Annotated in this window: 28 protein-coding genes and 1 pseudogene; all 29 read left to right on the plus strand. The window is 39.9% G+C overall.

Features of this window, described 5'->3' with window-relative positions; translation table 11 throughout:
• The first annotated feature begins 33 nt into the window (after positions 1-33).
• The 29 genes and pseudogenes from U735_RS0103685 (at position 34) to U735_RS0103825 (ending at position 25,365) form a co-directional block, all read left to right on the plus strand.
• The gene (locus U735_RS0103685; RefSeq protein ID WP_034247996.1) at positions 34-681 is read left to right on the plus strand and encodes a class I SAM-dependent methyltransferase; all 648 of its coding nucleotides are present in this window, start codon (positions 34-36) and stop codon (positions 679-681) included.
• Positions 682-823: 142 nt separating this feature from the next.
• A complete protein-coding gene (locus U735_RS0103690; protein WP_031442533.1) occupies positions 824-1,198 on the plus strand; it encodes an ArsR/SmtB family transcription factor in 375 nt (124 codons plus the stop codon).
• A complete protein-coding gene (gene merTP / locus U735_RS0103695; RefSeq protein ID WP_031442534.1) occupies positions 1,195-1,797 on the plus strand; it encodes a mercuric transport protein MerTP in 603 nt (200 codons plus the stop codon). Before U735_RS0103690 ends, merTP begins: the two co-directional genes overlap by 4 nt.
• Positions 1,794-2,015: a GDCCVxC domain-containing (seleno)protein gene (locus tag U735_RS25910; protein WP_084681069.1), complete on the plus strand. Its 222-nt coding sequence runs from the start codon at positions 1,794-1,796 to the stop codon at positions 2,013-2,015. The genes merTP and U735_RS25910 overlap by 4 nt, the downstream gene beginning before the upstream one ends.
• Positions 2,016-2,034: 19 nt before the next feature.
• Entirely contained in the window at positions 2,035-2,421 is a 387-nt protein-coding gene (locus tag U735_RS0103700; RefSeq protein WP_031442535.1) for a metal-sensing transcriptional repressor, read from the plus strand.
• Positions 2,422-2,490: 69 nt separating this feature from the next.
• Positions 2,491-2,760 (plus strand): thioredoxin family protein, encoded by a 270-nt coding sequence (locus U735_RS0103705; protein ID WP_027066246.1) that lies wholly within the window; start codon positions 2,491-2,493, stop codon positions 2,758-2,760.
• Positions 2,761-2,762: 2 nt separating this feature from the next.
• Positions 2,763-3,374 carry a cation transporter gene (locus tag U735_RS0103710; RefSeq protein ID WP_031442536.1) on the plus strand — a complete coding sequence of 204 codons (612 nt, stop codon included), beginning with the start codon at positions 2,763-2,765 and terminating at the stop codon, positions 3,372-3,374.
• 165 nt (positions 3,375-3,539) lie between these two features.
• A complete protein-coding gene (locus U735_RS0103715; protein WP_031442537.1) occupies positions 3,540-5,798 on the plus strand; it encodes a heavy metal translocating P-type ATPase in 2,259 nt (752 codons plus the stop codon).
• A 20-nt stretch (positions 5,799-5,818) separates the two neighbouring features.
• Positions 5,819-6,031 (plus strand): heavy-metal-associated domain-containing protein, encoded by a 213-nt coding sequence (locus tag U735_RS0103720; RefSeq protein WP_031442538.1) that lies wholly within the window; start codon positions 5,819-5,821, stop codon positions 6,029-6,031.
• Positions 6,032-6,045: 14 nt separating this feature from the next.
• Positions 6,046-6,651 (plus strand): zinc-dependent peptidase, encoded by a 606-nt coding sequence (locus U735_RS0103725; protein ID WP_157365001.1) that lies wholly within the window; start codon positions 6,046-6,048, stop codon positions 6,649-6,651.
• A gap of 219 nt (positions 6,652-6,870) precedes the next feature.
• On the plus strand, positions 6,871-8,430 hold the full coding sequence (gene istA / locus U735_RS0103730; RefSeq protein WP_051891860.1) for an IS21 family transposase: 1,560 nt from the start codon (positions 6,871-6,873) through the stop codon (positions 8,428-8,430).
• A gap of 17 nt (positions 8,431-8,447) precedes the next feature.
• Positions 8,448-9,173 carry an IS21-like element helper ATPase IstB gene (istB, locus tag U735_RS0103735; protein ID WP_031442541.1) on the plus strand — a complete coding sequence of 242 codons (726 nt, stop codon included), beginning with the start codon at positions 8,448-8,450 and terminating at the stop codon, positions 9,171-9,173.
• 128 nt (positions 9,174-9,301) lie between these two features.
• A pseudogene (locus U735_RS0103740) lies at positions 9,302-9,580 on the plus strand (zinc-dependent peptidase); the annotation flags it as partial.
• Positions 9,581-9,636: 56 nt separating this feature from the next.
• Entirely contained in the window at positions 9,637-10,032 is a 396-nt protein-coding gene (locus tag U735_RS0103745) for a hypothetical protein (protein WP_232233165.1), read from the plus strand.
• A 118-nt stretch (positions 10,033-10,150) separates the two neighbouring features.
• Positions 10,151-14,566 (plus strand): CusA/CzcA family heavy metal efflux RND transporter, encoded by a 4,416-nt coding sequence (locus tag U735_RS0103750; protein WP_031442544.1) that lies wholly within the window; start codon positions 10,151-10,153, stop codon positions 14,564-14,566.
• A gap of 16 nt (positions 14,567-14,582) precedes the next feature.
• Complete coding sequence (locus tag U735_RS0103755) at positions 14,583-15,833, plus strand: efflux RND transporter periplasmic adaptor subunit (RefSeq protein ID WP_031442545.1); 1,251 nt, start codon at positions 14,583-14,585, stop codon at positions 15,831-15,833.
• Between the two features lie 203 nt (positions 15,834-16,036).
• Positions 16,037-16,375 (plus strand): P-II family nitrogen regulator, encoded by a 339-nt coding sequence (locus U735_RS0103760; RefSeq protein WP_031442546.1) that lies wholly within the window; start codon positions 16,037-16,039, stop codon positions 16,373-16,375.
• A 4-nt stretch (positions 16,376-16,379) separates the two neighbouring features.
• The gene (locus U735_RS0103765) at positions 16,380-16,796 is read left to right on the plus strand and encodes a Fur family transcriptional regulator (protein ID WP_031442547.1); all 417 of its coding nucleotides are present in this window, start codon (positions 16,380-16,382) and stop codon (positions 16,794-16,796) included.
• A 73-nt stretch (positions 16,797-16,869) separates the two neighbouring features.
• Positions 16,870-17,001, plus strand: coding sequence for a hypothetical protein (locus tag U735_RS26065; protein WP_262482701.1), 132 nt, complete (start codon positions 16,870-16,872; stop codon positions 16,999-17,001).
• 12 nt (positions 17,002-17,013) lie between these two features.
• Positions 17,014-17,157 (plus strand): SpoIIAA family protein, encoded by a 144-nt coding sequence (locus tag U735_RS25915; protein WP_394357435.1) that lies wholly within the window; start codon positions 17,014-17,016, stop codon positions 17,155-17,157.
• Positions 17,158-17,200: 43 nt separating this feature from the next.
• A complete protein-coding gene (locus tag U735_RS0103775; protein ID WP_031442548.1) occupies positions 17,201-19,762 on the plus strand; it encodes a heavy metal translocating P-type ATPase in 2,562 nt (853 codons plus the stop codon).
• Positions 19,763-19,984: 222 nt separating this feature from the next.
• Positions 19,985-20,146 (plus strand): hypothetical protein, encoded by a 162-nt coding sequence (locus U735_RS25920; protein ID WP_232233167.1) that lies wholly within the window; start codon positions 19,985-19,987, stop codon positions 20,144-20,146.
• Positions 20,147-20,190: 44 nt separating this feature from the next.
• On the plus strand, positions 20,191-20,439 hold the full coding sequence (gene acpP, locus U735_RS0103790; protein ID WP_031442549.1) for an acyl carrier protein: 249 nt from the start codon (positions 20,191-20,193) through the stop codon (positions 20,437-20,439).
• 75 nt (positions 20,440-20,514) lie between these two features.
• Entirely contained in the window at positions 20,515-21,306 is a 792-nt protein-coding gene (locus tag U735_RS0103795; protein WP_031442550.1) for a cation transporter, read from the plus strand.
• Between the two features lie 45 nt (positions 21,307-21,351).
• Positions 21,352-21,552: a hypothetical protein gene (locus tag U735_RS24425; RefSeq protein WP_034247998.1), complete on the plus strand. Its 201-nt coding sequence runs from the start codon at positions 21,352-21,354 to the stop codon at positions 21,550-21,552.
• Positions 21,553-21,844: 292 nt separating this feature from the next.
• Positions 21,845-22,045: an adenine nucleotide alpha hydrolase family protein gene (locus U735_RS0103810; RefSeq protein WP_031442553.1), complete on the plus strand. Its 201-nt coding sequence runs from the start codon at positions 21,845-21,847 to the stop codon at positions 22,043-22,045.
• A gap of 475 nt (positions 22,046-22,520) precedes the next feature.
• Positions 22,521-23,720 (plus strand): di-heme oxidoredictase family protein, encoded by a 1,200-nt coding sequence (locus U735_RS0103815; RefSeq protein ID WP_031442554.1) that lies wholly within the window; start codon positions 22,521-22,523, stop codon positions 23,718-23,720.
• Positions 23,721-24,161 (plus strand): QcrA and Rieske domain-containing protein, encoded by a 441-nt coding sequence (locus U735_RS0103820; protein WP_031442555.1) that lies wholly within the window; start codon positions 23,721-23,723, stop codon positions 24,159-24,161. It abuts the gene before it with no gap.
• Positions 24,133-25,365, plus strand: a complete 1,233-nt coding sequence (locus U735_RS0103825; protein ID WP_031442556.1) for a hypothetical protein — start codon at positions 24,133-24,135, stop codon at positions 25,363-25,365. The genes U735_RS0103820 and U735_RS0103825 overlap by 29 nt, the downstream gene beginning before the upstream one ends.
• Positions 25,366-26,095: the final 730 nt, after the last annotated feature.

Consider the following 26,095-nt stretch of genomic DNA (forward strand, 5'->3'; position numbering starts at 1 on the left):
TGATTTACCAATGAACCAAATTTAGATATCAAAATGAAATTAGACAGAAAGAAACATTGGGAAACAGTTTACGAAACTAAAAATCCAGACCAGGTAAGTTGGACCCAAGAAATACCAAAAACTTCACTGGAGTTTATACGTTCGTTCAAACTAAATAAAAAGGCAAAAATTATAGACATTGGTGGTGGCGACAGTAAACTTGTTGACTATTTACTTGAGGAAGGGTATAGTAACATTACTGTACTTGATATTTCAGAAAAAGCAATTGCAAAAGCTAAAAAAAGACTGGGAGAAAAGGCAAGTAAAGTAAATTGGATTGTAAGCGACATTACCGAATTTAAACCTCATTCGTCTTTTGATGTTTGGCACGACAGGGCAACTTTTCATTTTCTTACAACAGATGGCCAAATTAAAAAATATATTAAGCAAGCGACAAAATTTGTAAGTGGCTATTTAGTAATCGGTACCTTTTCACAAAACGGACCAAAAAAATGTAGCGGACTTGAAATAAAACAATACAATGAAGAGGAATTAACATTGGAATTAAAAAAGGGATTTGACAAAATTCAATGTATAACAGAGGACCACACAACACCGTTCAACACCATACAGAATTTTCTGTTTTGTAGTTTTAAAAGACAATTGACAGAAAAGCCAACATTACCTACTCCTACAAGCTAAATGAACTGATGTACAATTCGCTAGTTTTAGTTTTTGTCAAAACACGAACCAAAACGAAAAGGACATAATGATCTAAACTTCTTTATCATTTCATATTTATTTTAGCATTTGCTTAAATAATAAATAAATGTAACTTTGTTTTATGGAAAATAATTCTTGCATAAGACAACAAGCGGATATTGAACAGATAAACCGTTGTAAAGTGACAGTTTCAGAACTAAACGAAACATTTGATTATTTAGCAAATGGACTTTCATTGGTTGGAAATAGTGTAAGGCTGAAAATTCTTTACCTACTCTTTGAGGAAAAACGACTTTGCGTTTGTGATTTAAGCGACATTCTCGGAATGAACATTTCAGCTATTTCCCAACATTTGAGAAAAATGAAGGACAGAAATTTATTGCAAACGGAAAGAGAAGCCCAAACCATTTTTTACTCACTAACTCCTGAATATTCAACATTCTTGAATCCGTTTTTTGAAATACTCGATAAAAACAAAGTTTTAGAAACGATATGAAACGTGAGAACAAATTAATTGGTGCAGGTTTACTTGCTGCTATTACAGCTTCATTATGTTGTATTACACCCGTTTTGGCTCTCATTGCAGGAACAAGCGGAATTGCCTCAACATTTTCTTGGATTGAGCCTTTTAGACCTTATCTAATCGGGCTAACAATTTTAGTGCTCGGCTTTGCTTGGTATCAAAAACTAAAACCTCAAAAAGAAATTGACTGCGAATGTGAAACAGACGAAAAACCAAAATTTATACAGTCAAAAACCTTTTTGGGAATAGTAACAGCATTTGCAATTATAATGCTGGCATTTCCATATTATTCATCCATTTTTTATCCGGATAATAAAAAAGAAGTGGTCATTGTAAACCAATCAGATATTCAAATCGCAAACTTTAATGTTCAAGGAATGACTTGTGCTGGCTGTGAAGAGAGCATAAAACACGCTGTAAATGAATTGGACGGTATTATAAATGTAACCCCTTTGTATGAAAAGGGAAGTACCGTCGTAGAGTTTGATAAGTCTAAAACCTCTAAAGTAGCTATTGAAAAGGCAATTAATTCTACAGGTTATAAAGTGACGGGCAAAAAAGAAATAGAATGAAAACTATATTAAAATCAGAAATTACTTGTCCGAAATGTGGACACAAAAAAGAAGAAGAAATGCTGACGAACGCTTGTCAATTCTTTTACGAGTGCAAGAATTGCAAGACGGTTTTGAAACCTAATGAAGGGGATTGTTGTGTCTATTGTAGTTATGGCTCTGTAAAATGTCCTTCTATTCAAGAGAACGAAAGTTGTAATAATTCCAGTTGTTGCTAAACAATATAATTTTCAAATTATGAAATCGGAAGAGCACAAATTACCTACTGATTTAATCTTGGATATTAAATCCAGATTAAAAACTTTGAGTGGTCAAATAAACGGTATTGTTAAAATGCTTGATGAGGGAAAAGACCCCGAGCAAATCAACATTCAGTTCAAATCTATTGATAAAGGCATTCAAAAAGCACATTACTTACTGTTGGATGAAGTTTATCGAAAAGCGCTTGCTATTGGAATTGTAAAGGCTGTGGACTCTTGCCCAGGCAATTGTGGCAATGAAGATAAAATTGAATATTTAAAAAGTGAATTCCCTAACTTGGAATTATCTGATTTGACCAATCGCTTAAAAGAAATCCAAACCATTGAAACCAGATTAAAAGACTACAACGAAAAAAAAGATTAAAAAAAGTTTGGTGACCCCCTACCTCACGTTCTCATCTTTGTTCCATTATTAATTTAAACTTAAAATAAGATGAAACGACAAATCGAGATTTTTACAGCAGGTTGCCCAGTATGCGAGCCTGTGGTGCAATTAGTAAAAGAAACAGCAGGAAAGGACTGCGAAATCACACTTCATAATCTGTCTGAGCAATGCGAAAGTAAAATCTGTGTTTCAAAAATGAAGGAATATGGGGTTACAAGAGTTCCTGCCATTGCTGTTAACGGAAAACTATTGAATTGCTGTACCAACATCAAAATCACAAGAGATGATTTGGTAAATGCAGGCATAGGAAGCTGTTAGGTATGGCAATTACTAAATTAAACAAAAAAGCATCTATGGGGACTGCTGTATTTTCAGCAGTTTCCCTCAAACTATGCTGCTGGGGCCCTTTGCTACTTACAAGTGTAGTTGGTATTAGTGGGAGTTCTGTCTATTTTTCTTGGCTTATTGCATTGAAACCTTATCTATTGGCCATAGCATTTTTGTCATTGGGATTGGCTTTTTATCAAGTTTATAAAAAAAAGAGAGTGGACGATTGTGGCAACTGTGAAACTGATAAACCATCATTTTTTAAGTCGAAATTCTACTTGTGGTTGGTTACAGCGTTTGTTGTTACAATGACATTGGTTTCTTATTATCCACAAATATTTCACCCAACGGCCACAAAAGGAATTGTTGCAACAAACAATACACATATTCAAACTGTAAAATTGAATGTTGAAGGGATGGTATGCTCTGGTTGTGAAGAAAATATCAATCATTCTGTAAACAAAATTAATGGGGTTACAAATGTAACTACGTCTCTAGAAAGAGGAACTTCAATTGTAGAATTTGATACCACTAAAACGAATGTCGATGAGATAAAAAAGGTCATTCAATCAAAAGGGTATTTGATTACAAATAGTAGAGACTGATAGACACGTATCCATTGCGGTGATAAAAGATAAATTGAAAACGACTTATCCAATAGGTTAGTAATAATTTGTGAAGAGCAAATTCTACAAATCATTCAGCATATTACGTAACACATTAAAGTCTTTTAATCCTGAAATTTGTAACATACAAATAAGAATGGGTTTATGGAGACAATCAGCATATTTGAAACCAAAGAAAAGAATACTAAAAAAGGAGTAAAGGAATCATTTCCGGTTACGGGAATGACCTGTGCTTCTTGTGCAGCGAGTGTTGAATCTGTATTAAAACATACCGAGGGAGTATTTGACGCAAACGTCAATTTCGCGAACAGTTCTGTTTTGATAGAGTATGATGAGGGGTTAAACCCTAATCAACTTCAAAACGCACTTCGTGAGGTCGGTTACGATATTATAATTGATGCCGGAGACCCTTCGGAAGTACAACAAGAACTTCAGCAAAAGCATTATCAGGACATAAAAAGCCGTACCATCTGGTCGGCGATACTTACGCTGCCCATTTTTGTGTTGGGAATGTTCTATATGCAATGGGAACCAGGCAAATGGATTTCATTGGTATTGGCCTTTCCCATTCTTTTTTGGTTCGGGCGTAGCTTTTTCATCAATGCCTTCAAGCAGGCCAAACACGGTAAAGCAAATATGGATACCTTGGTGGCTTTAAGTACCGGAATCGCTTTCATCTTTAGTGTATTCAATACGTTCTTTCCTGAATTTTGGTTAAGTCGCGGTATCGAACCTCACGTATATTACGAAGCGGCTACCGTGATTATCACCTTTATTTCCTTGGGGAAACTATTGGAAGAAAAGGCAAAATCCAATACCTCTTCAGCCATCAAAAAACTAATGGGTCTTCAACCAAAAACCCTTAAAATTATTGAGAATGGGGAAGAAAAGGAAGTTCCTATTTCATCTGTACAGGTGGGTCAGACCATTTTGGTGCGTCCCGGAGAAAAGATTCCCGTGGATGGCGCAGTTTCCAAGGGAAGCTCGTATGTAGATGAAAGTATGATTACGGGAGAACCCGTTCCAGTTCAGAAATCCCAAGGGGAAAAGGTGTTCGCTGGCACCGTTAATCAAAAAGGAAGCTTTCAGTTTACCGCTGAAAAAGTAGGCGGGGAAACCCTGCTTTCCCAAATCATTAAAATGGTTCAGCAAGCGCAAGGTAGTAAGGCACCCGTTCAAAAACTGGTCGATAAGATTGCCGGTATATTTGTTCCTGTGGTATTGAGTATTTCCATTGTAACCTTCATTGTCTGGATGTCTGTAGGAGGCGATAATGCCTTTTCGCAAGCCTTATTGACCTCGGTAGCCGTATTGGTTATCGCTTGTCCCTGTGCCCTGGGCTTGGCAACGCCGACTGCCATAATGGTGGGTATCGGCAAGGGAGCGGAAAATAATATTTTGATAAAAGATGCCGAAAGTCTAGAGCTTGGACATAAAGTGAATGCAGTAATCCTTGATAAAACGGGTACGATTACGGAAGGAAAACCATTGGTAACCGACATTTTTTGGAAGGATAAGCTTGAAAATAAAAATGAATACAAGGAAATTCTTTTGGCTATCGAAGCACAATCAGAACATCCTTTGGCAGAAGCGGTAGTCAATCATTTAAAAGAGGAAAATATTGTACAAGCAGAAATTACTTCCTTCGAAAGTATCACAGGAAAAGGCGTAAAGGCCCAATCAGAGAATGGTTCAAAATATTATGTGGGCAACCATAAACTTATGGTCGAAAGGAATATTCAAATCGACGCTACTTTGATACAAACAGCAGAAAGTCTGGAAGAGAAGGCAAAAACAGTCATATTCTTGGGTAACGAAAATCAAGTGCTTGCGATACTGGCAATTGCGGACAGGATTAAAGAAACTTCAAAAAAAGCCATCGCTACGCTTCAAGAAAGAGGCATCGAAGTCTTTATGCTCACGGGAGATAACAATAAAACGGCTTCTGCCGTGGCACATCAGGTAGGAATAACAAATTATCAAGGCGAAGTAATGCCTTCGGACAAAGCGGCTTTTGTCGAAAAATTACAGACGGATGGGAAGATAGTAGCAATGGTGGGCGATGGTATCAACGATTCGCACGCATTGGCGCAAGCCAATGTTAGTATTGCAATGGGTAAGGGTTCGGATATAGCAATGGATGTAGCAAAAATGACCTTGATAACATCAGATTTGCAATCCATCCCAAAAGCATTGGAACTGTCAAAAAGAACCGTGTTGGGCATACGTCAGAACTTATTTTGGGCGTTCATTTACAACATTATGGGTATTCCAATTGCAGCAGGAGTTTTGTATCCCGTAAACGGTTTTTTATTAGACCCGATGATTGCAGGTGCAGCAATGGCATTCAGTAGTGTATCCGTTGTTGCAAATAGCTTAAGACTTAAACGAGTAAAACTTTAATAATAAATAAATTTAATACTATGAAAACTTTAGAATTTAAAACAAATATCAATTGTGGTGGGTGTGTATCAAAAGTAACCCCTTTTTTAAACAAACAAGAAGGTGTAGAAAGTTGGGAAGTAGATACCTCTAATCCTGATAAAATCCTAACCATTGAAAGCGATGGTGCAACCGAAGAAGATGTAAAAACGGTTTTGCAAAAAGTGGGATTTAAGGCCGAACCTGTAGATTAATACGTTTTTTTAAGATGGTCTATATTATAATTTCTGTTGTGATTATTCTTTTTACTGTTCATTTTTATAGAAAAGCGAAACGTCATAGTGTAAAGCCATTTCCAGAGCATTGGCACAAATTATTAATGGACAATGTTCAGTTTTATAGAAATCTTTCAAACAATAGGCAGCTAATTTTTCAGCAAAAAATGATGCAGTTTTTAAGTGAGGTCTATATCGATGGTGTACAGCTTGAACTGGAAGAATTGGATAAGATTTTAATTGCGGCAAGTGCAGTAATACCTGTTTTTGGCTTCAAAGAATGGCATTACACCAATTTAAGCGGTATCCTTTTATATCCAGATTATTTTAATGAGGATATGCAATTTAGTAGTAAGGATAACGCACGGAATATTGGTGGAATAGTTGGGAATGGAAGGTTCGAGAAACAGATGATACTTTCCAAAAAAGCATTGTGTCGCGCCTTTAAAAATACAACGGATAAAAGTAATACTGGCATACACGAATTTGTGCACCTTATAGATAAGTTGGACGATTGGATATTCCACTTCAAAGTTTACCACTGTTCTGAGCCAATGTTTACCACCGATTCCGAAGCAATGTTTACCACTGATTCCTGAGTATAGTTTACCAGAATAATCAGGGCAAAGATTTACAATTTTTCTGATTGATTAGGATTTTTGAAGATGGAACTACGCTTTTATAGGCTGACATTCCGGCACAAAGTTTACCAAAAATTCCAAAGCAAAGTTTACCACCAAGGGAATAAATCCATGATGCTGGGGTACATTAGGTTGAATAACCAACTCCTTAAAATTATGGCGAATAAAACCCTTGGTATGCAAAAAATTAGACAAATACTATTATTCCTAAAACGAGATGTATCAGAGCGTAGCATTGCGGAGCAGACTGGTGTCTCCAGGCCTACTATTCATTCCTACCGGGGCATCTTTGAGACCAGTGGATTTGATTATGATACACTTCTTAAACTTAAAGATCCGGAACTTTATGAATTGGTAAAAACCAAAAAGAAAGGATCGGACCGGACCCCGGATGTCCGTAAACTATATTTTTTGGAACAAGCGGATTATTTTATCTCCGAACTAGGGCGCGTCGGGGTAACCAGGCTACTGCTCTGGCAGGAGTATTTAAAAGAATATCCAGAAGGCTTTAGCTACTCTCGTTTTTGTGAATTATTGGATATCCAGATCAATTTGAAGAGCCCGTCCATGATCTTTAAACATAATCCCGGAGAGCTGCTGGAAATTGATTTTGCAGGTTCTAAGTTAAGCTATGTGGCCACTTCTACGGGGGAAATTATAGCCTGCCCGGTACTTATAGGCGTACTTCCTTTTAGTGGTTTTGGTTATGCAAAAGCATTACCTGATGCTTCCCTTGCCCAGGTAATTCCTGCCCTGAATGATATCTTAAATTATTTTGGCGGGGTTCCACTCAATGCCAGATCCGATAATATGAAACAATGGGTGGTCCGTAGCTGCAGGTATGAACCTACTTTTCCCCAGGCATTGGAACAATGGGCCCTGCACAACCATATAGGGTTGTTGGCCACAAGGGTAAGGGCTCCAAAAGATAAGCCATCTGTAGAAAACCAGGTGAAGATCACCTATCGCCGGGTGTATGCCACTATCCGTAACGAAACGTTCTACAGCATCCAAGAGCTGAACCAAGGGATAAAAAAGGCTTTGGAAGCCCATCATGACATTAACTTCCAGAAGAAGTCTTTTAGCCGAAGGGAGCTCTTTACCGGCCAGGAGCTACCGGCACTGCAGAGCCTTCCCGAGCATCCATACCAGTTCAATCATCTCACCAGGGCCAAGGTACAAAAGAACTATCATGTGGTAATGGGAGAAGACTGGCATTTTTATAGTGTTCCTTACCACCACGTTGGTAAGGAGATAAATATTATTTACGATACAGAATGTGTGGAAATCTATTATCAACTGGAGCGCATTGCCGTGCACCAGCGTAACTATAAAAAACATGGGATAACCACCCTTTTAGAACATATGCCCGAACATCATCGCAAGATGGCCGTGCAACGTGGATGGACTCCGGATTATTATTTAAAACAAGCTGCGGACAATGGTCCCCATACCAAAGAATTCTTTGAGAAGCTTATGAAAAGTAAGATTTCCGTGCATCAGGCCTATGGCCCCTTTCTGGGAATTATGCGACTGATCAAACAATATGGGGGTCTCCGTGTGGAGGCAGCCTGTAAGCGGGCCCTGACCGGAAACCGGTACAACTACAAAGTGGTAGCCACTATCCTAGAAAACAAGATGGACCGGATAGAAGAGAGCCCGCCAGAAAAATCACCCATACCCCATCACGAAAATCTCCGGGGACCACAAGCTTTTGTAAACAAAATGAAACATTAATTAATAATCTTTGAAAGATGAACACAGCAACAACTTTACAACAATTACAGGGCCTAAGGCTTGCCGGAATGGCCAAGCGGTATCAAACCCTACTAAGCCTGCCCACACATCAGCAGGAGGATGCCCACACCATTCTGGCCCTGATGTGCCAGGCAGAACAAGAGTATCGTAGGGACAAGCAGACCGAGCGATTGCTCAAGGCCGGGAAACTTCGCTATCGGGCCAACATGGAAGAAATTATCTGTAACCCGGAAAGGGGAATTACAAAAGAGACCCTATTACAGTTAGCTGAAGGACACTATCTGGAAAAAGGACAGAATTTACTGATCCAAGGCCAGACCGGAACCGGAAAATCCTTCCTGGCCTGTGCACTGGGGCGCTCCGCCTGTCTTATGGGATATAAGACCCTATACCTATCGATGAACAAATTTTTAGAGACTATTGCACAATCCAGGATCGATGGCACTTACTTAAAACTCATCAAACAGTTGACGGCAAAAAAGCTGATCATCCTGGATGATTTTGGTCTGAAACCCTTATCCGGCGATGCTAAACTGACCTTATTGGATCTGTTGGAAGATCGTTATGGCATAGGGTCGGTGATCATAACCTCTCAACTGCCCTTTGACCATTTTTACGCGTTCTTGGATCAGCCGACTTTAGCCGAGGCCATACTTGACAGATTGTCAGCAGCTGCACATAAAATAGAACTTAAAGGGGAATCTTTAAGAAAAAGAAAATAATGTTGTATAATTGATTTTTATAACCGTTCCCGCGGTGGAAAAAAGTGATGTAAACTGGTAAACTTACGCCAGGAATTTACTGGTAAACTTTAGAGCGGAATGGTGGTAAACTTTCCTCGGAATATCCAGACGATAGAACAGACGGTGTGCCAGAGCGGCTAATGGAACATCAATATGCCATACCTTGGTTAAACTTAATCCATAAAGAAATGGAAGCGATAAATGATAACCACTCTGATATTAGAAAGTATGGAGGCACCAATCAAGCCGAATTCTTTGCTGTAGCTTCGGAATACTTTTTTGAACGTCCGGACTTGCTTAAAAAGAAACATCCTGAATTATACAGGATGTTGAGTGAATGTTTTAATCAAAATTTGAGAGGTAATGTTTCACATTACAAAATATAATGATAATTTCTTTGCACAACCTGTGCATCTCAATTTTTGTATCTTTGTGAAACTTTATGAAAATATTCTTTTCCATATCAATGTCTATTTTATTCTTTTTTCAGGGAATTAGCATTGATATGGACTTTTGTGGACCAATTAAAGAAATTTCAAGCATTATTGCCCATTACCAAGACCATAAAATTTATGGCGACTCTTTCCTTGAGTATGTAGTTGAAGATTACATTGACAATGATGCAAAAAGTGAAGGGCATCATGATAACCCAGATAAGGAAAATACACCAATCCATTCCCATCAGCAATGTTGTCACCCTTTAGTGTTAATGATCGAGAACAACAATTTGGCTTCAATTAATCAATTAAAGTTTGAAAGCACAAAACAGGTTATCTTACATAAAGTAAACTTCACTTCCAGATATCTGGAATCCCTTTTCCAACCCCCTAAAGTATAATTCAGTTTTTTTGAGGATTGCTATATCCTAAAGTGATGCTTCTCAAGGTAGGCATTGCTTTATAAATACGTTGCGTCTATTCGCACCGTAAGTTTTAAACTGAATTAATACATTTTCTATGATTAACAAAATCATTTCATTTTCCATCAATAATAAATTTATTATTGGCTTATTTATAGTGGCATTGGTTGGTACGGGCATTTGGTCTATGGCCACTATAAACCTAGGTTCCGTACCCGATATAACAAACAACCAAGTACAGGTAATAACCGTGGCCCCAAATTTAGGTACTGAAGATATTGAGCAATTTGTTACCTATCCCGTAGAATTGGCAATGGCCAATCTCCCTGACGTTATCGAGCTGCGTTCAGTATCCCGTTTTGGGCTGTCCGTGGTCACCATTGTCTTTAAGGACGAGGCGGGCACCTATCTTCCCCGGCAATTGGTACAAGAAAAATTAACCGAAGTTGCCGGAGAAATCCCCGAAGGTTTTGGCTCACCTTTTATGGCGCCCATAACAACAGGTCTAGGCGAAATTTTTCAATATACCTTAAAAGTAAAAGAAGGCTATGAAGACAAATATGACGCCATGGAGCTTCGCACCATCCAAGATTGGATTGTAAAACGCCAAATGGCTTTAGTGCCAGGCGTAGTCGAGGTCAATGCCTTTGGAGGTTATGTAAAACAATACGAAGTTGCCATAAATCCTGATAAACTAAAAAGTTTTGGCATTACAATGAATCAGGTTTTTGAAGCCCTAAAAGTGAACAATGCCAATACGGGTGGTGCTTACATTGAAAAAAACCACCAAGCCAATTTCATTCGCGGAGAAGGCTTGGCACGTAGCCTTGAAGATTTGGAAAACACTGTCGTTACCACGCAAAACGGAAGTCCAGTTTTGGTTAGGGATGTTGCCGAAAAAGTGGGTTACGGAAATCAAGTGCGTTATGGTGCATTTACCCAAGACGGCCACGAATCTGTAGGCGGACAGATTTTGATGCTTAAAGGCGAAAGCCCTGGTACTGTGATTGAAAATGTACAAAGCCGTATTGATGAAATACAAAAATCCTTGCCGGAAGGTGTATATATAGCACCGTTTTTAAGCCGAAGCGAATTGATTGGAAGAACCACGAGTACCGTAGAAAAAAACCTGATTGAAGGCTCACTGATTGTAATTTTTGTCCTAGTGCTATTGTTGGGAAGTTTCCGTGGTGGTTTGATTACGGCTTCGGTAATCCCTTTATCATTGCTCTTCGCATTTATTTTGATGAAACAATTTGGGGTGTGGGCAAATTTAATGTCCTTGGGAGCAATTGACTTTGGAATCATCGTGGATGGCGCTGTAATTATTGTGGAAGGCATGGTTTTCCATATCCATCAACGGATGAAAAAAACCACAACTGCTATTGAACAAGCTGAAATGGATGAAATAGCATACGATTCGGCAAGTACAATGATGAATTCTGCATTTTTTGGACAGTTGATTATCCTTATAGTGTTTACCCCTATTCTCTTTTTGACTGGTATTGAAGGAAAAATGTTCCGCCCAATGGCTTTTACTTTTGGATTTGCAGTATTGGGGGCGATTATCCTTTGTCTTACTTACGTCCCAATGATTTCGTCGATGTTCTTGAAACCAGCAAAGAACCAAGACGGTTGGTTTGCCAAGTTTGAAAATAAAATAGATAGGTTCAGCGATAAAATAATGTCGGGTCTAAACAAAGCGTACGTGCCATTGCTCAATTTTGCACTTCGTTTCAAGGCTGGTGTGGTTATAGGCGCAGTTACCCTACTATTAATCGCAGGATTTATCTTTAGCAATATGGGTGGCGAATTTATCCCAAAATTTGATGAAGGCGATATTGCTTTTCAAGCATTGATAAAACCAGGTAGCAGCCTTACAGAATCCATCGAGGCTTCAAAAAAACTTCAAAATTTAATAAATGAATTTCCAGAGGTAAAAACGGTAGTTTCAAGGATTGGGGTTGCCGAAATCCCAACCGACCCAATGCCTATGGACATTGCGGATAGTTACATTATTCTTGAAAAAGATAAGAGCAAATGGACTTCCGCAGAAAGCAAAGAAGAACTCATAGAAAAAATACAGGAAAGAATTTCAGTTGTTCCTGGTGTAAATTTCGTGTTTACCCAACCTGTGGAACTTCGTTTTAATGAATTGCTTACAGGTGTCCGTGAGGACGTGGCCATTAAATTGTATGGGGAAGATTTGGGCGTTTTGGCAGATAAGGTGCAGGAAATTGCTGCGGTCATCAGAACCGTTCCAGGTGCTGCGGATCTTAATGTGGAGGCAACAAGCGGTTTACCTCAAATGACGGTGGAATACAACCGTGCTAAAATGGCCCAGTATGGTGTAACCATTGACAAATTGAATGATTATGTAAGTGCTGCCTTTGCAGGCGAACAAGCGAGCGTCATTTTTGAAGGTGAAAAACGATTCGATGTGGTTATTCGGTTGGCAAAGCAATTTAGACAAGATATCAATAACCTTAAAAATCTTTACATAGACCTGCCAAACGGAGCACAAGTACCATTGAAGGAAGTGGCGGATATCAGTTATAAACCAGGACCCATGCAAATCTCAAGGGACAACACTTACCGTCGTATTTCGGTGGGCGTAAATGTACGTGGCCGTGATGTAAAATCAATGGTAGAGGAAATCCAACAAAAACTCGATGAACAAGTGAAATTACCGCCTGGGTATTATATAACCTATGGTGGCTCCTTTGAAAATTTACAGCGAGCATCAGACCGATTAATGATTGTAGTGCCAATTGCACTTTTCTTAATTTTCATATTGCTTTATTTTGCCTTGAGTTCGTTTTCGCAATCGGTTATGATTTATATGGCAGTGCCTTTGGCGGCCATTGGTGGCGTATTTGCCCTTTGGATAAGGGGAATGCCATTTAGTATATCCGCAGGTGTCGGTTTTATTGTGCTCTTTGGAGTTGCGGTTTTAAACGGCTTGGTACTGATAAACAAATTCAATGAATTAAAAGAAAGTGGAATGACAAAGATAAAAGACAGAATATACGAAGCCACCCACGAGCGTTTACGCCCTATTTTGTTGACGGCAACCGCGGCCATTATGGGCTTTATTCCGATGGCGGTTTCCACCTCTGGTGGCGCGGAAGTGCAACGGCCATTGGCAACTGTGGTTATTGGTGGTTTGATTTCCGCAACGTTTTTGACCCTTGTTGTGATTCCAGTATTATACTATTGGCTGGAATCACGAAAAGAAAAGAAAGAAAATGGCGAAAATGCAAGTTACATTAAAACATCAACCAATATTGTAACCGTATTATTGATGGTTGGTGGTTTGATGGCTCCTGGAACTGCGCTTGCCCAGGACATCAATCAAGATGGTGCAATCCCAACAACCTTGACCATTGATGAGGCCATTGCTATGGCTAAACAGAATTATCCATCGCTTAAGGAAAGTCAGGCATTTATTGAACGTGAAAAGGCACTAAAGGGAACGAGTTTTGACCTTGGTAGCACTCAAGTTTTCATTGGTAAAGAAGAATATGGAAATAATCTTCCTGGAGTGCAGACAACCGTTGGTGTGCAACAGGGCAACATTGATTTGCTTTCCGGTTTTTCAAAATCGAAGTTTTACAAAGAGCGTATTGTCTTGGGAGAAAAGTTTTATGTGGCCAGCGAGCAACAGTTGGTGCGTAATGTGATGCAGGCCTATGACCAAATTAATTATTACAAGGCACAGTTGCGTTTTGCAGACCAATTGGACAGTATTTATGCCAATTTTAAGACCGCTGCCCAACTTCGGTATGATACGGGAGAAACAGGTAAGTTGGAATTTATTTCAGCCTCTTCCGAATTTCAACAGATTCAGGTATTAAGGCAACAAGCCTTTGAGGATATTGAAATTGCAAAACGCGGCTTAAAACAATATTTGGGAACGGACGAAGCTATTGAGACCATTAGTGAACCATATAAAACATTGGAATTTATAGCGACATGGGATGCCACTTCGGTGGACAATAACCCAATGTTGCAATATGCCTTGCAAAATGCCGAAGTAAGTAAAGCAAACGTGGATGTTGAGAAATCACAATTCCTGCCGAAATTCAGTTTAACTTATGGAAGGCAGGTTGTCGATGAAGTGTCAGGCTTCAACACCTATCAAGCGGGTATTGGCATTCCGTTGTGGTTTTTTCCGCAAAAATCAAGGGTAAAGGCTGCCAAGGCAGACGCAATGGTAGCAGAGAATCAATATTTGGAGCAAAGGGCGGTTACGGAAAGTCGCGTGTCGCAGCTGACCAAATCCCTTGAAAAAACAAAAAAGATTTTACAATATTATGAAGAAGGCGCACTATTGTTGGCAGAAGAACAGATTGTAACAGCGCAATTGGCATCCAAGGAAGGCGAAATAGATTATGTCAATTACATCACGATTCTCAACAGTGCCATCCGCATTAAACAAAATCATTTGCAATACATAAACCAGTTTAACCAACAATCCATTGAGATACAATATCAATTGGGCAATTTATAATCTTAAAAAAAGAATAATGAAGAATATACTATTAGTAAGTACCGTATTATTTACACTTATGTTTATGAGCTGTAAAGATGCACCAAAATCTGAACTTGGGCATAACGAAGCGGAAAGCGTATCACAAACCGAAGAAGGTGGAGAAGATGCGCACGGTAATGAAGGCCGCAATGAAAAAGAAGGTCACAGCGAGGAAGAAGGGGTTGTGGAACTCACAAGGCAACAGGCCGAAACCATTGGTTTGAAAGTAAAGCCTTTAGAACAAAAAAGCCTGGGGAATTCAATAAAGGTTAGTGGCCAATTGGAATTATTCCCACAGGACAGGGCGAACATTAGCCCATTTGTAGGCGGAAATGTTAGAACCATTAATGTCATTGAAGGTGATAAAGTAAGTAAAGGTCAAGTACTTGCATACCTTGAACATCCAGATATTATTAGTATGCAACAGGAATTTCAGGAAAAAAACGACGAACTCGTATTCCTGAAACAAGATTTTGAACGTAAACAAACTCTGTATGACAAAGGAGTATCGTCTGGCAAGGAGTATCAAATGGCACAATCAAAGTTTCGTTCTACAACATCTAGCGTTAATGCATTAAAAGCAAAATTGCGACTGTTAGGATTGAATACCGATAAAATTGCGGAAGGCCAAATTTATTCAACAGTACCAATAACTACACCAATTGGTGGTTATGTAGATGAGGTTATTGTAAGTCTGGGGGATTATGTTGCCCCTCAATCAAAAATGTTTATGGTAAGTGATAACTCTGAATTACATGTCGATTTAAAAGTTTATGAAAAAGACGTCAGTAAAGTAAAATTAGGACAACAAATTTTCTTTACCGTGACCGCTAAACCTGATGAATTGCTCAAAGCAAAAGTTCACTCAATCGGAAAGACTTTTGAAACAGACCCAAAGGCCTTACATGTTCATGCGGATATGGATAATAAGAATGGTGATTTACTTCCAGGTATGTATGTAGAAGGACGCATAGTACAGGGCGAGAAAATGGGTTTTGCCGTACCGGAAGCCGCTATTATTAAAGAAGGTGATCAATCCTTTATTTTTATCTTGGACGAAGATAAAGAAATGGAAGCAGGTAAAATGAAATTTAAAATGATTCCCGTATCGACCGGTATCACTGATTTAGGTTTTGTTGAAGTCAGCCTTCCTGCAGAAGTTACAACCGATGTCAAAGTTGTAATAAATGGAGCTTATAACCTGTCTTCAGAAATGGTCAAGGGCGAACTGGAACACGACCATTAATCCAAAAATAATCAAAAATTTTGATTCCGAGTTTGTTTATCGTTTTAATTGGTTAGTTAATAATAGAAAGCAAGCTCGGTTCAAATTTGATTAACATTTAAAAAATTTAAAATATGAAATGAGCCATAACAATTTTGGTTGCCAACCGAAATGTTGATTGGCCAATTACATATGACGTTTAGTAATCAAATAAATATCAACAGATGAAAGAAATAAAAGCATTTGTAAAACCGAACCGGATACAAAGAGTAATAGAAGCCTTAACCGACAACGGATTTAAAAGCATGACCCTGTCGCAGGCGGAAGGCACGGGAGCGTTCAAGGCAAAAGGCGCAAGGCCGTCTCTTGATTTTCGTATTACAGATAGTCCTGTGGTTAAAATTGAGCTGGTCTGTCAAAATGAAGAAGCCCAGGCAGCTATTGAAATAATTTTGGTAAGTGGCAAAACTGAGGAGCCGGGAGATGGTATCATATATATATCAAATATTGAAGATGCCTTTCACATTAAAACAGGCGATTCCTTAAAACGGTACAATTTATAGAATAATGGATGTATGTGAGAAAATAATGGAGAACAACAATGTAAAACCAACGGCCATGCGCCTGTTGATTTTACAGTTCCTTTTAAGTAAGAAAGTTGCGGTAAGTTTAACCAATATTGAAGATTATTTCGATAATTCTGATAGAACCACACTGTACCGTACTTTAAAAACTTTTGTAGAAAGCAGCATCGCCCATCAAATAGATGATGGTACAGGCATTACCAAATATGCCTTGTGCGAAGAACATTGCACTTGCGAATTGGAAACCGACCTACATTTACATTTTCACTGCAACAATTGCAATGAAACGGTGTGCTTGACCGAATATAAAATCCCACATATCAATCTGCCAGAAGGTTATGTTGCAGCAAATGCGAACTTGGTGGTAAAAGGAATTTGCGATAAATGTAGTGGGCAATAATGCACTTCCATTGCATTTTCCATTAAATTAACTTTAAAAGTTGTTACAAATAATAGACATAAAACACGATAATGTGACTGCTACAATTGCAAGCGGAAAATTACAACAGCAGGACAATGAAGAAGTACACCCAATTATCTATGCCATTCTTGATAAAGGCTTAAAAATACGTTGGTATTTTGAGATGAATAATTTTGAAGAATGAGGCATAATAGGTTTGTGGAAATATTTTAAAATGGATGTTGCCCATGGAAAGGACTATGAGAGAATTGCCATGGTAGGCGAAAAAAAACAGCAAGAATGGGCCTCTAAAGCTACTGATTTCTTTATCGGTTCAGAAGTCAAATATTTTGACCTTTAGGATGAGGAACAAGCAAAAACATGGGTACATAACAACTAAGGATATGAAAAAACTAAAAATCAAAATTTCCGTAGTCCTTCCGCAGGTGCCGGACCAGAAAGATGCCTGTGTCAACAGGCTCATCGATAAACTAAAAGGACGTGAAGGCATTGATAATGTGCACGTATCCCATGAAAAAGCGGGTGGTGTTCCGCAGCTTTGTTTCCATTACGACCCTGATGTCATTTCCCTTGATAGGGTACAGTCTTTGGCAGAGACCACGGGAGCCCAAATCACCGATAAATTTGGGCATAGGTTGGTAGAAGTGGAAGGGATACGCCACACCCGTCACGCCCGAACCATCGAGAAAGCAGTCAAGGAGGTCGATGGAGTCCTGGAAGTTTCCGCATCTGCCTCAGGAATGATACGTGTGGAGTTTGATAAGGGCATTACAGGATTTGGGGCTATTAAAAAGAAAATAGAAAAGCAAGGGCTTACCATTATCGAACCTTCCCTTGGTACAGCAGCGTATTTACAAAAAATGGAAGTTTCCAAGGGTGAAGAAAAATCCGAAGGTACTCGGGACAGGGAAGAAAATCAATACGTCGGCGAGAGCGAAGACCACGTTCACAAGGATGGCGAAGAACACGACCACAAGGAGGGTGAAGGGGAGGCACACGCCCACGGCGGTATTTTTGGCAAGAACACCGAACTTATATTCGCCATTATTTGCGGTGCCCTTCTCGGAATGGGTTTTGGATTGTCCTACGTGGACTCGATACCAGATTGGGTCAGCTTATCCCTGTACATGGGTGCCTACTTTTTTGGAGGTTACTTTACAGCAAAAGAGGCCATACAGACTGTGGTCAAAGGTGGTTTTGAAATCGACTTTTTAATGTTGGTCGCCGCCATTGGTGCCGCTGCTCTGGGCGAATGGGCGGAAGGTGCCTTGTTACTGTTCCTGTTCAGTCTGGGTCACGCCCTTGAACATTATGCAATGGAGAAGGCCCGGAAGTCCATTGCGGCATTGGCAGATTTAGCACCAAAAACCGCCTTACTAAAAAAAGATGGCAAGACCGAAGAGGTCGGTATCGAAAAGTTGAGTATAGGCGATATCATCGTGGTCAAACCGAACAGTAAAATATCTGCCGATGGGGTTGTGGTCGATGGAAAAAGCAGTGTTAACCAAGCCCCTATCACAGGGGAAAGTGTACCAGTGGACAAAGTTCCCGTGGAGGATACTGCCAAGGATTATTCAGACGATGATGAAATCAATGATGAAAACCGCGTTTTTTCCGGAACCATTAACGGCAACAACACCCTTGAAATAAAGGTTATCAAAGAAGCAAGGGATTCTACACTGTCCCGTTTGGTAAAACTGGTGAACGAAGCACAGACCCAAAAATCGCCTACCCAGTTGCTTACCGATAAATTTGAAAAATATTTTGTACCCTCAGTATTGGTGTTGGTAGTACTGTTACTCTTTGTTTTTCTGGTCGTTGATGAACCGTTTAGTGCCAGCTTTTATCGGGCTATGGCAGTATTGGTTGCTGCCAGCCCCTGTGCGTTGGCGATTTCGACACCGAGCGCCGTATTGAGTGGGGTGGCAAGAGTCGCCCGTGGTGGAGTGCTCATCAAAGGAGGGCGACCTCTGGAAGACCTGGGCGTTATTACCGCCCTTGCCTTTGACAAGACGGGTACCCTGACCGAAGGAAAACCCAAGCTTACCGAAGTGGTTCCACTTGGGGATATTTCTGAAAACGAACTTTTAAAAATAGCCGTTGCCGTAGAAAATCTAAGCGATCATCCCCTGGCAAAAGCAGTAGTTAGAGATGGACAGGAGCGGTTGAAAGGTGATGAAATACCGGAGGCGACCAATTTGGAAGCCGTGCTGGGCAAGGGCATAAAAGCATCATTGGGCAATGACAAAATCTATGTCGGCAACCTCGACCTGTACGAAGGGCTTGATGAGAGTACACCTTCCGAAGAAATAACCACACAAGTCCGTGGCCTTGAAGGTGGGGGAAATACTACGATGCTCATTCGGAAGAATGAAGAATATGTAGGCATCATCGCCCTAATGGACACCCCTCGTGAAGCCGCCAAGAGAACCCTCAAAAAATTGAAGGAAATCGGTATCAAACGTATGATTATGCTTACTGGCGATAACCAAAAAGTAGCCGATGCCGTGGCAAAAGAAATAGGATTGACCGATGCCTGGGGGAGCCTATTGCCGGAGGAAAAGGTGGATGCCATAAAAGAATTGAAGGAGAAAGAGTCCAAGGTAGCAATGGTAGGTGATGGCGTTAATGATGCACCCGCAATGGCAAACAGTACCGTAGGTATAGCAATGGGTGCCGCAGGAAGCGATGTGGCCTTGGAAACAGCCGATGTTGCCCTTATGGCCGATAAGTTGGAAACCCTGCCATTTGCCATTGGCTTGAGCAGGAAGGCAAAGGCCATTATCAAGCAAAACCTTTGGTTAAGCCTTGGGGTCGTGGTACTGCTGATACCCGCTACCATTTTGAGCTGGGCCAACATAGGGGTGGCCGTGGCATTTCACGAGGGGTCTACCTTGGTAGTTGTGGCCAATGCGCTGCGTCTTTTGGCTTATAAAAAAGATTAGAAAATCCGGACTTGTAAAAATCTGGTTTTTTGAAAGAACATAAAATTACAAAGACGGAAAGAATTTTATTGTCCAAAGGGAAACACCCAACTGATATGAGGTTGAAAATATATAAATACCTCAAGAGAAAGGTCTGTAGACAGTTTGAACGAAATGCAAAAGGTCTTTATCAAAAAAAATGAAAGTAACAAAACAGCAAATAAAACCACGTTTTATAGAACGATGAAGTTGTTTAAGGAAAAAGACATAGTTCACCAGATTGATGATGGAACGGCCGTTACAAAATTTACGATTTCCGATGAAAACCCTATTACAATAGCAGATAGCGAAACACCCGAGATTTCCGTCAACTCGTTCGTGGACTATTTGGATAGTTTGAAGTAACTCTTGGAAAGATATATAGAATCACACAATTAAATCATGTACATATGGACGAATTTAAAATAAGATTCAACAAGCTCTTGGTCCATAAATTTGGAATACATCAGAATCAAATAAGACCGGAAGCGTATTTTACGAAAGACCTTGGGGCGGATATGTTGGATATTGTCGAATTGATGCTAGAGTTTGAAAACGAGTTCAACATAGCCATTCCAGAGAATGAGGCAGAAAAATTAAACACCTTTGGCGATGCTGAGACATACATTCGGAATGTGATCGAAAATGCGGATTCGTAACGAGAATTAAAAAAATTAGCACTATCAATTGGGCGAAATGCATCATTAAAGAAAATTATCTAGTAACAAATAATAATGAAAAAAAGCACTTTTATAATAACTAAAATGGACTGCCCTTCAGAAGAGCAGATGATTCGGATGAAGCTGGAGTCTTATTCTCAAGTAAAACATTTAGATTTTGATATTCCCAACAGAAAATTAGAAGTATATCACGTGGACGGTATCAAAGCGATACAAACCTCTATAGTCAGCTTAAAACTTGGAGATTCCTTAGAGGGAACCATAGAAGCCGAACCACCCGTAATGGAAGACCAATCCAAACAAAAAAGAATCCTTTGGTGGGTTTTGGGCATCAACTTTGCCTTTTTCGTTATCGAAATGACCACCGGTTGGATTTCCTCTTCAATGGGGCTTGTGGCGGATTCGTTGGATATGCTGGCAGATTCCATCGTGTATGCGCTAAGCCTATTTGCGGTAGGCGGTGCTATTTCTAGAAAAAAGAAGGTGGCCAAATACAGCGGATACTTTCAGATGGCATTGGCAACGCTTGGGTTTGCAGAGGTCCTGCGAAGGTTTTTTAGCGATACCGAAACACCTTTGTTCCAATGGATGATCATTGTTTCCATCTTTGCCCTTCTGGGGAACCTAATTTCGCTTTGGTTAATAAACAAGGCTAAAAGTAAGGAGGCACATATGCAGGCAAGTGCCATTTTTACGTCCAATGATATTATCGTAAATGGGGGTGTTATAGTAGCAGGGGTGCTGGTTTATTTTCTTAAAAGCAAATGGCCTGATTTGGTGATTGGAGGCATCGTTTTCACGTTTGTAATGCGTGGTGCCATAAGAATATTAAAATTGTCGAAGTAGCTTTAAGAAACCTCGAAATAGAAATGTGATAAGTCAATAATACAAATGAATATTTCGCTTTGGGTAGTAGTATTAGGATTAGTGGCTTGGGTGGAACATTGTGGTGCGGACCAACTGTTGACACCTTTAACGATACTGGGCAAACAATGGGGACTGACCGCTTTGGCAGGGGTGGCATTCATTGTCATCGTTACCGCCAGCCCGGAAGTGGCCACAAACATTACCTGCATGTCGATGAACGTATAGTATTTTGCTTTACAAGCCTTTACGCTAGAAAAAGAGCGATTCTATGAATAAGGCGCTGAATAAAAGGTGAATTGACCATCTAAAATATTGACCATGTCTAAGAATAGAAGGGAGAGAAGGCAAACAAAAAAAGACAAAAAACCCAAGAGTATTGGAATAGCAAAGCGGGATAAAGTTTCCTGTATTTTGATATTTGCTGCTATGTTTATTGTATTACTTGTCATTTACTTTATAGATGCTATTCTATATTTCTTTTACCTTCTTTTTAAGTAATAATAAAAACAAAAGTAATATGAAAACTACGGCAATTTTGGTGCCGATAGATTTTACCCGTGCAGCGAATAATACGATAAACTATGTTATGGGTCTATCGAAGCAACTAAAAACGAAAATTGTTTTTGTACACACCTGCTCAGTGGCATATCCATCGAGCACGCCCATAGGAATGGCAGCTATGGCCGCTCCAGTTTCGAGAACCCAAGAATCCCAGTAAAAATTATATAAACAAAAACTCAAGGATTATCTCGGAAGCTTTCTGGATTTCGCATCTAAGGACTACAAAAGTTTTGTTGATTTTGGCACCACCGTAGTTGTCATTTATCAAACAGCAAAAGATGAGAAAGCCGATTTGATAATAATGTGCGCTAAAGGCGCAGACTCATCAATCGAATAATTTTTTTAGGCACGGTAAGTGAAAAAGTAAGTCGTACAACAACTTGCTCGGTATTAGTTGTTCCAGCGAGCGTAAAATACACTTCCATCAAACACTTAGTTTTAGCGCTAAATGAAGATAGTCTCGAAAATGAAGTTGATTTAGACCACTTGGTCAACTTGAAGGAATCATTCGCTGCTATAACATTATTTCCTTAACCTAATGGTATAAACATTTCAAAGATTTTCTGCATTATATTAAATAATTTAGACATATCTAAAAATTTAATTATATTAGCATAAATTAATTAACAGTAATGTCTAAAATAGCTTTTGTTTTCGTTGGACTATCAGTATTTCTGTTTTGTGGCTGTGAAAATTTGGGACCCGAAGAACCAATGGAATTTGATCTGTTGGATGGGCCTATCGATGGCCTGTCCATAAGCGAGCAAAAACGGTTTTTGGCTGGCGACATAGCTTTTAACGATGACGTCTTTACTGTTGAAAATGGCCTCGGCCCCTTATTTGTAGGGACTAGCTGTGTTAGCTGCCATTCAGGGGATGGCAAGGGCCATCCTTTCAATCAACTAATTAGGTTTGGCAATAATGATTTGGATTTATCTGCAATGCCAACTATCGGCGATGGCAGGAACCAAATTCAAAATAAGGCCTTACCCGGTTTTGAACCTGAAACCCTGCCCCACGGTGTGCCCTTTTCCATTTTAGTGGCACCTGCGGTAACAGGATTGGGCCTGTTGGATGCTGTCCCTGATGAGGAAATCGTGGCCTTGGCCGACCCAATGGATGAAGATGGAGATGGAATTAGCGGACGGCCACACTATAATCTTACTCCCGAATTCACAAAGATTCGGGAAAACAGTGTTCCACAGGGAGACAATTATATCTTCAGGTTTGGGAAGAAGGCCAACAGCTATGATTTGTTGCATCAAACCGTAGGTGCATATAATCAAGACATTGGGATAACCTCCCTTTTCGACCCAATTGACCCGTTCAGTGGCCTCGAAGTAGATCCGGAGATAAGTACCAAAACTTTGAACGACGTGGTGTTTTACCTTAAAACCCTTAAGGCTCCTATTTCAAGAAACCAAATGGATCCAGATGTTATTGCCGGTAAAGAGCTTTTTCAATCGGTACATTGTGCTGCCTGCCACACACCGACCCTGACAACAGGGTATTACCCCATTAAATCTTTGTCTTTCAAGGAGTTCCATCCTTATACGGATTTATTGCTACATGATATGGGCCCTGGCCTTGATGATGGATTTACAGAGGGCAATGTTGAGACCTCCGAATGGAGAACTCCACCGCTATGGGGAATCGGTCTATCCGCCAATTCCCAAGGCGGACAAATGTTCCTGCTACATGACGGAAGGGCTTCAAGTATTGAGGAAGCCATAGAAATGCACGGGGGCGAGGCAAATAATTCAAAGGCCCGGTACATTTCATTAGCACCAGAAGAAAAGTCACAATTGATAAAATTCATTAACTCCCTATAGATGCACAGGAAGGATTTCATTAAACGTTTAGGGTATCTAGCCACAGCCCTCCCAGCTTCCACCTTTTTTCTCCACAGCTGTGCGGGCCTGTACTATGCCTCCTTCATAACGGAAGAAGGAGTGTTGAGGATTTCAAAGAGTGAGTTTGAACAGATAAAAGGAGGGAAACAAATAGAGCGTGATTTTGTGGTCATCCAAAGCGATTCCATGGAATATCCCATAGGCATATTCAAAACTCAGAATCAAGGTTATACGGCCAGTTTAATGCAATGTACCCATCGAGGCTGTGAACTCAATATTGGCGGAGGTATATATAATTGTCCTTGTCATGGTAGTGAATTTGACCGCTTGGGTCACGTTCTGCAAGGGCCTGCAGAAGAAAACTTGAAGTCATTCGCAATAACAACCGATAATGAAAATATCTATGTACATGTCTCCTAAAATATGCGCTGTACTTTTCATGGTTCATATTTGCGTTTCGACCATTAGCGCCCAAATCAAGTATAAAGACAGTACCAAGACATCGATGAATATGGATGCGGTCTATGACCGTCCATTTTTGACTTTCGACAAATTTCCCGTCAATCTGGGAGGTTATCTGGAGGCGAACTCCATCTATAGCATTGAGGATGGATTGTCTGAAGGGCTCTCTTTTCAGGCCAGGCGATTGACACTTTTCGTTTCGGCTTCCATATCCAAGCGCATTAAGTTTTTGACTGAGCTGGAATTTGAAAACGGAACCGAGGAAATTGCCATTGAGTTCGCCTCGATGGATATCGCCCTACATCCCCTACTTAACCTTCGAGGGGGAATTGTATTGAATCCCATAGGCTCATTTAATCAAAATCACGACGGTCCGAAATGGGAGTTTGTAGAGCGGCCGGATGTTAGTACCAATTTGTTGCCCGCCACTTTCTCCAATGCTGGTTTCGGCATATACGGAAAGGCATACAAGGGAGATTGGACTTTGGGATATGAAGCGTATCTGACCAATGGTTTTGACACAAGCATTATCAATAACGAAGAAGAAAGAACTTTTTTAGCGGCTGTCAAGGAAAATTCTGCGCGATTTGAGGATAATTTTAGTGGGAGCCCGCTCTTAAATGGAAAATTGGCAATTAAACATCGTAAAATAGGAGAACTGGGTATCTCTTATATGGGAGGCGCGTACAACAGGAAGGAAATAGACGGCCTTCAAGTCGACACTGGATCAAGGCGGGTGGATGTACTGGCTTTAGACCTAAATACGACCATCAATAAAACCGGAACAAGGCTAATTGGAGAGATGGCCTACATTTTGGTGGATGTACCGGATAACTTCACACAGCAATTTGGAAATCAACAAGCAGGCTTTTTTGTCGATATTATCCAACCGGTGTTAAAAACGAAAATACTCGATGGGGAAGAGGCAATACTGAACCTGTCGCTCCGAACGGATTATGTGGATTACAATATCGGGAAGTTTGCCCAGACCAATACGGATATTGGAGATGACCTATTCGCCTTGACCCCTGCCTTGAGCTTCAGGCCATCACCCCAGACCGTTCTAAGGATTAATTACAGATACCAATGGCAGAAGGATATTTTGAACAATCCAGCTTCAAGAACCGCTACATGGTATTTCGGGATCAGCACTTATTTTTGATGCTTTTGGGAGGTTGGTTTTTAACAAATTGGATAGGTCCCTATACGGTTCGCTCATTTTAAATTAAATCAAATTACTGTAAGCCGTATTTGCTGATTTAGGTGTTGCGTTGCTGGATAAATTCAATGAGGTGAGATTGCAGCGGATGAAGTGGGAATGGAATTAACTATTGTTAAAGATTTTTAGAAATCTCGTTGATACATCTTTTATTTTATTAATTGATGTTTCATCTTTTGCTGTTTCAATAAGTGCCCAATATTTTGGCTCGTTCCGGATAAATTTTCTTGTCATACCCGAACCACGTTGATTTATAAATCCCCAGAACCAAAGGTCATCCCAAACTACTATTTCTTCAGAAGAATAATTATCCTGTAGTACTTTATTTATTTTATGGAAATTCTATTTAGTGGATGGCCCAATACGATGGAAAATTGCTTCAATTACCGCATCGACAGGCAAGAAGATTTTTTCTTCTTTGTCAATGACTTTCGGCGCATCGTCCCATATTTAATTTTGAAGTCCATACTTACCATTATGTAAGTGATAAATGGTTTTGGTAAACAATGCAGATGTTTTATTACCCCAACCTTTTTTGTCTCAACATACCATTGTAAAGGAATTCATAATTATGGACATTTCTTGCTTCATCTGTTAGAAAATCGATGAATGTCTTAAAACTATGTAGCTGAGATTGATTCGAATTTACTTTTTGAAAAAAAGACGAGAGTGT

The organism is Arenibacter algicola (assembly GCF_000733925.1).
GTDB lineage: Bacteria > Bacteroidota > Bacteroidia > Flavobacteriales > Flavobacteriaceae > Arenibacter > Arenibacter algicola.

What these genes read in the sequence shown, in the direction of transcription:
- U735_RS0103685 (WP_034247996.1), top strand. Translation starts at nt 34, where the DNA reads ATGAAATTAGACAGAAAGAAACATTGGGAAACAGTTTACGAAACTAAA.
- U735_RS0103690 (WP_031442533.1), top strand. Translation starts at nt 824, where the DNA reads ATGGAAAATAATTCTTGCATAAGACAACAAGCGGATATTGAACAGATA.
- merTP (WP_031442534.1), top strand. Translation starts at nt 1,195, where the DNA reads ATGAAACGTGAGAACAAATTAATTGGTGCAGGTTTACTTGCTGCTATT.
- U735_RS25910 (WP_084681069.1), top strand. Translation starts at nt 1,794, where the DNA reads ATGAAAACTATATTAAAATCAGAAATTACTTGTCCGAAATGTGGACAC.
- U735_RS0103700 (WP_031442535.1), top strand. Translation starts at nt 2,035, where the DNA reads ATGAAATCGGAAGAGCACAAATTACCTACTGATTTAATCTTGGATATT.
- U735_RS0103705 (WP_027066246.1), top strand. Translation starts at nt 2,491, where the DNA reads ATGAAACGACAAATCGAGATTTTTACAGCAGGTTGCCCAGTATGCGAG.
- U735_RS0103710 (WP_031442536.1), top strand. Translation starts at nt 2,763, where the DNA reads ATGGCAATTACTAAATTAAACAAAAAAGCATCTATGGGGACTGCTGTA.
- U735_RS0103715 (WP_031442537.1), top strand. Translation starts at nt 3,540, where the DNA reads ATGGAGACAATCAGCATATTTGAAACCAAAGAAAAGAATACTAAAAAA.
- U735_RS0103720 (WP_031442538.1), top strand. Translation starts at nt 5,819, where the DNA reads ATGAAAACTTTAGAATTTAAAACAAATATCAATTGTGGTGGGTGTGTA.
- U735_RS0103725 (WP_157365001.1), top strand. Translation starts at nt 6,046, where the DNA reads ATGGTCTATATTATAATTTCTGTTGTGATTATTCTTTTTACTGTTCAT.
- istA (WP_051891860.1), top strand. Translation starts at nt 6,871, where the DNA reads ATGCAAAAAATTAGACAAATACTATTATTCCTAAAACGAGATGTATCA.
- istB (WP_031442541.1), top strand. Translation starts at nt 8,448, where the DNA reads ATGAACACAGCAACAACTTTACAACAATTACAGGGCCTAAGGCTTGCC.
- U735_RS0103745 (WP_232233165.1), top strand. Translation starts at nt 9,637, where the DNA reads ATGAAAATATTCTTTTCCATATCAATGTCTATTTTATTCTTTTTTCAG.
- U735_RS0103750 (WP_031442544.1), top strand. Translation starts at nt 10,151, where the DNA reads ATGATTAACAAAATCATTTCATTTTCCATCAATAATAAATTTATTATT.
- U735_RS0103755 (WP_031442545.1), top strand. Translation starts at nt 14,583, where the DNA reads ATGAAGAATATACTATTAGTAAGTACCGTATTATTTACACTTATGTTT.
- U735_RS0103760 (WP_031442546.1), top strand. Translation starts at nt 16,037, where the DNA reads ATGAAAGAAATAAAAGCATTTGTAAAACCGAACCGGATACAAAGAGTA.
- U735_RS0103765 (WP_031442547.1), top strand. Translation starts at nt 16,380, where the DNA reads ATGGATGTATGTGAGAAAATAATGGAGAACAACAATGTAAAACCAACG.
- U735_RS0103775 (WP_031442548.1), top strand. Translation starts at nt 17,201, where the DNA reads ATGAAAAAACTAAAAATCAAAATTTCCGTAGTCCTTCCGCAGGTGCCG.
- U735_RS25920 (WP_232233167.1), top strand. Translation starts at nt 19,985, where the DNA reads ATGAAGTTGTTTAAGGAAAAAGACATAGTTCACCAGATTGATGATGGA.
- acpP (WP_031442549.1), top strand. Translation starts at nt 20,191, where the DNA reads ATGGACGAATTTAAAATAAGATTCAACAAGCTCTTGGTCCATAAATTT.
- U735_RS0103795 (WP_031442550.1), top strand. Translation starts at nt 20,515, where the DNA reads ATGAAAAAAAGCACTTTTATAATAACTAAAATGGACTGCCCTTCAGAA.
- U735_RS24425 (WP_034247998.1), top strand. Translation starts at nt 21,352, where the DNA reads ATGAATATTTCGCTTTGGGTAGTAGTATTAGGATTAGTGGCTTGGGTG.
- U735_RS0103810 (WP_031442553.1), top strand. Translation starts at nt 21,845, where the DNA reads ATGAAAACTACGGCAATTTTGGTGCCGATAGATTTTACCCGTGCAGCG.
- U735_RS0103815 (WP_031442554.1), top strand. Translation starts at nt 22,521, where the DNA reads ATGTCTAAAATAGCTTTTGTTTTCGTTGGACTATCAGTATTTCTGTTT.
- U735_RS0103820 (WP_031442555.1), top strand. Translation starts at nt 23,721, where the DNA reads ATGCACAGGAAGGATTTCATTAAACGTTTAGGGTATCTAGCCACAGCC.
- U735_RS0103825 (WP_031442556.1), top strand. Translation starts at nt 24,133, where the DNA reads ATGAAAATATCTATGTACATGTCTCCTAAAATATGCGCTGTACTTTTC.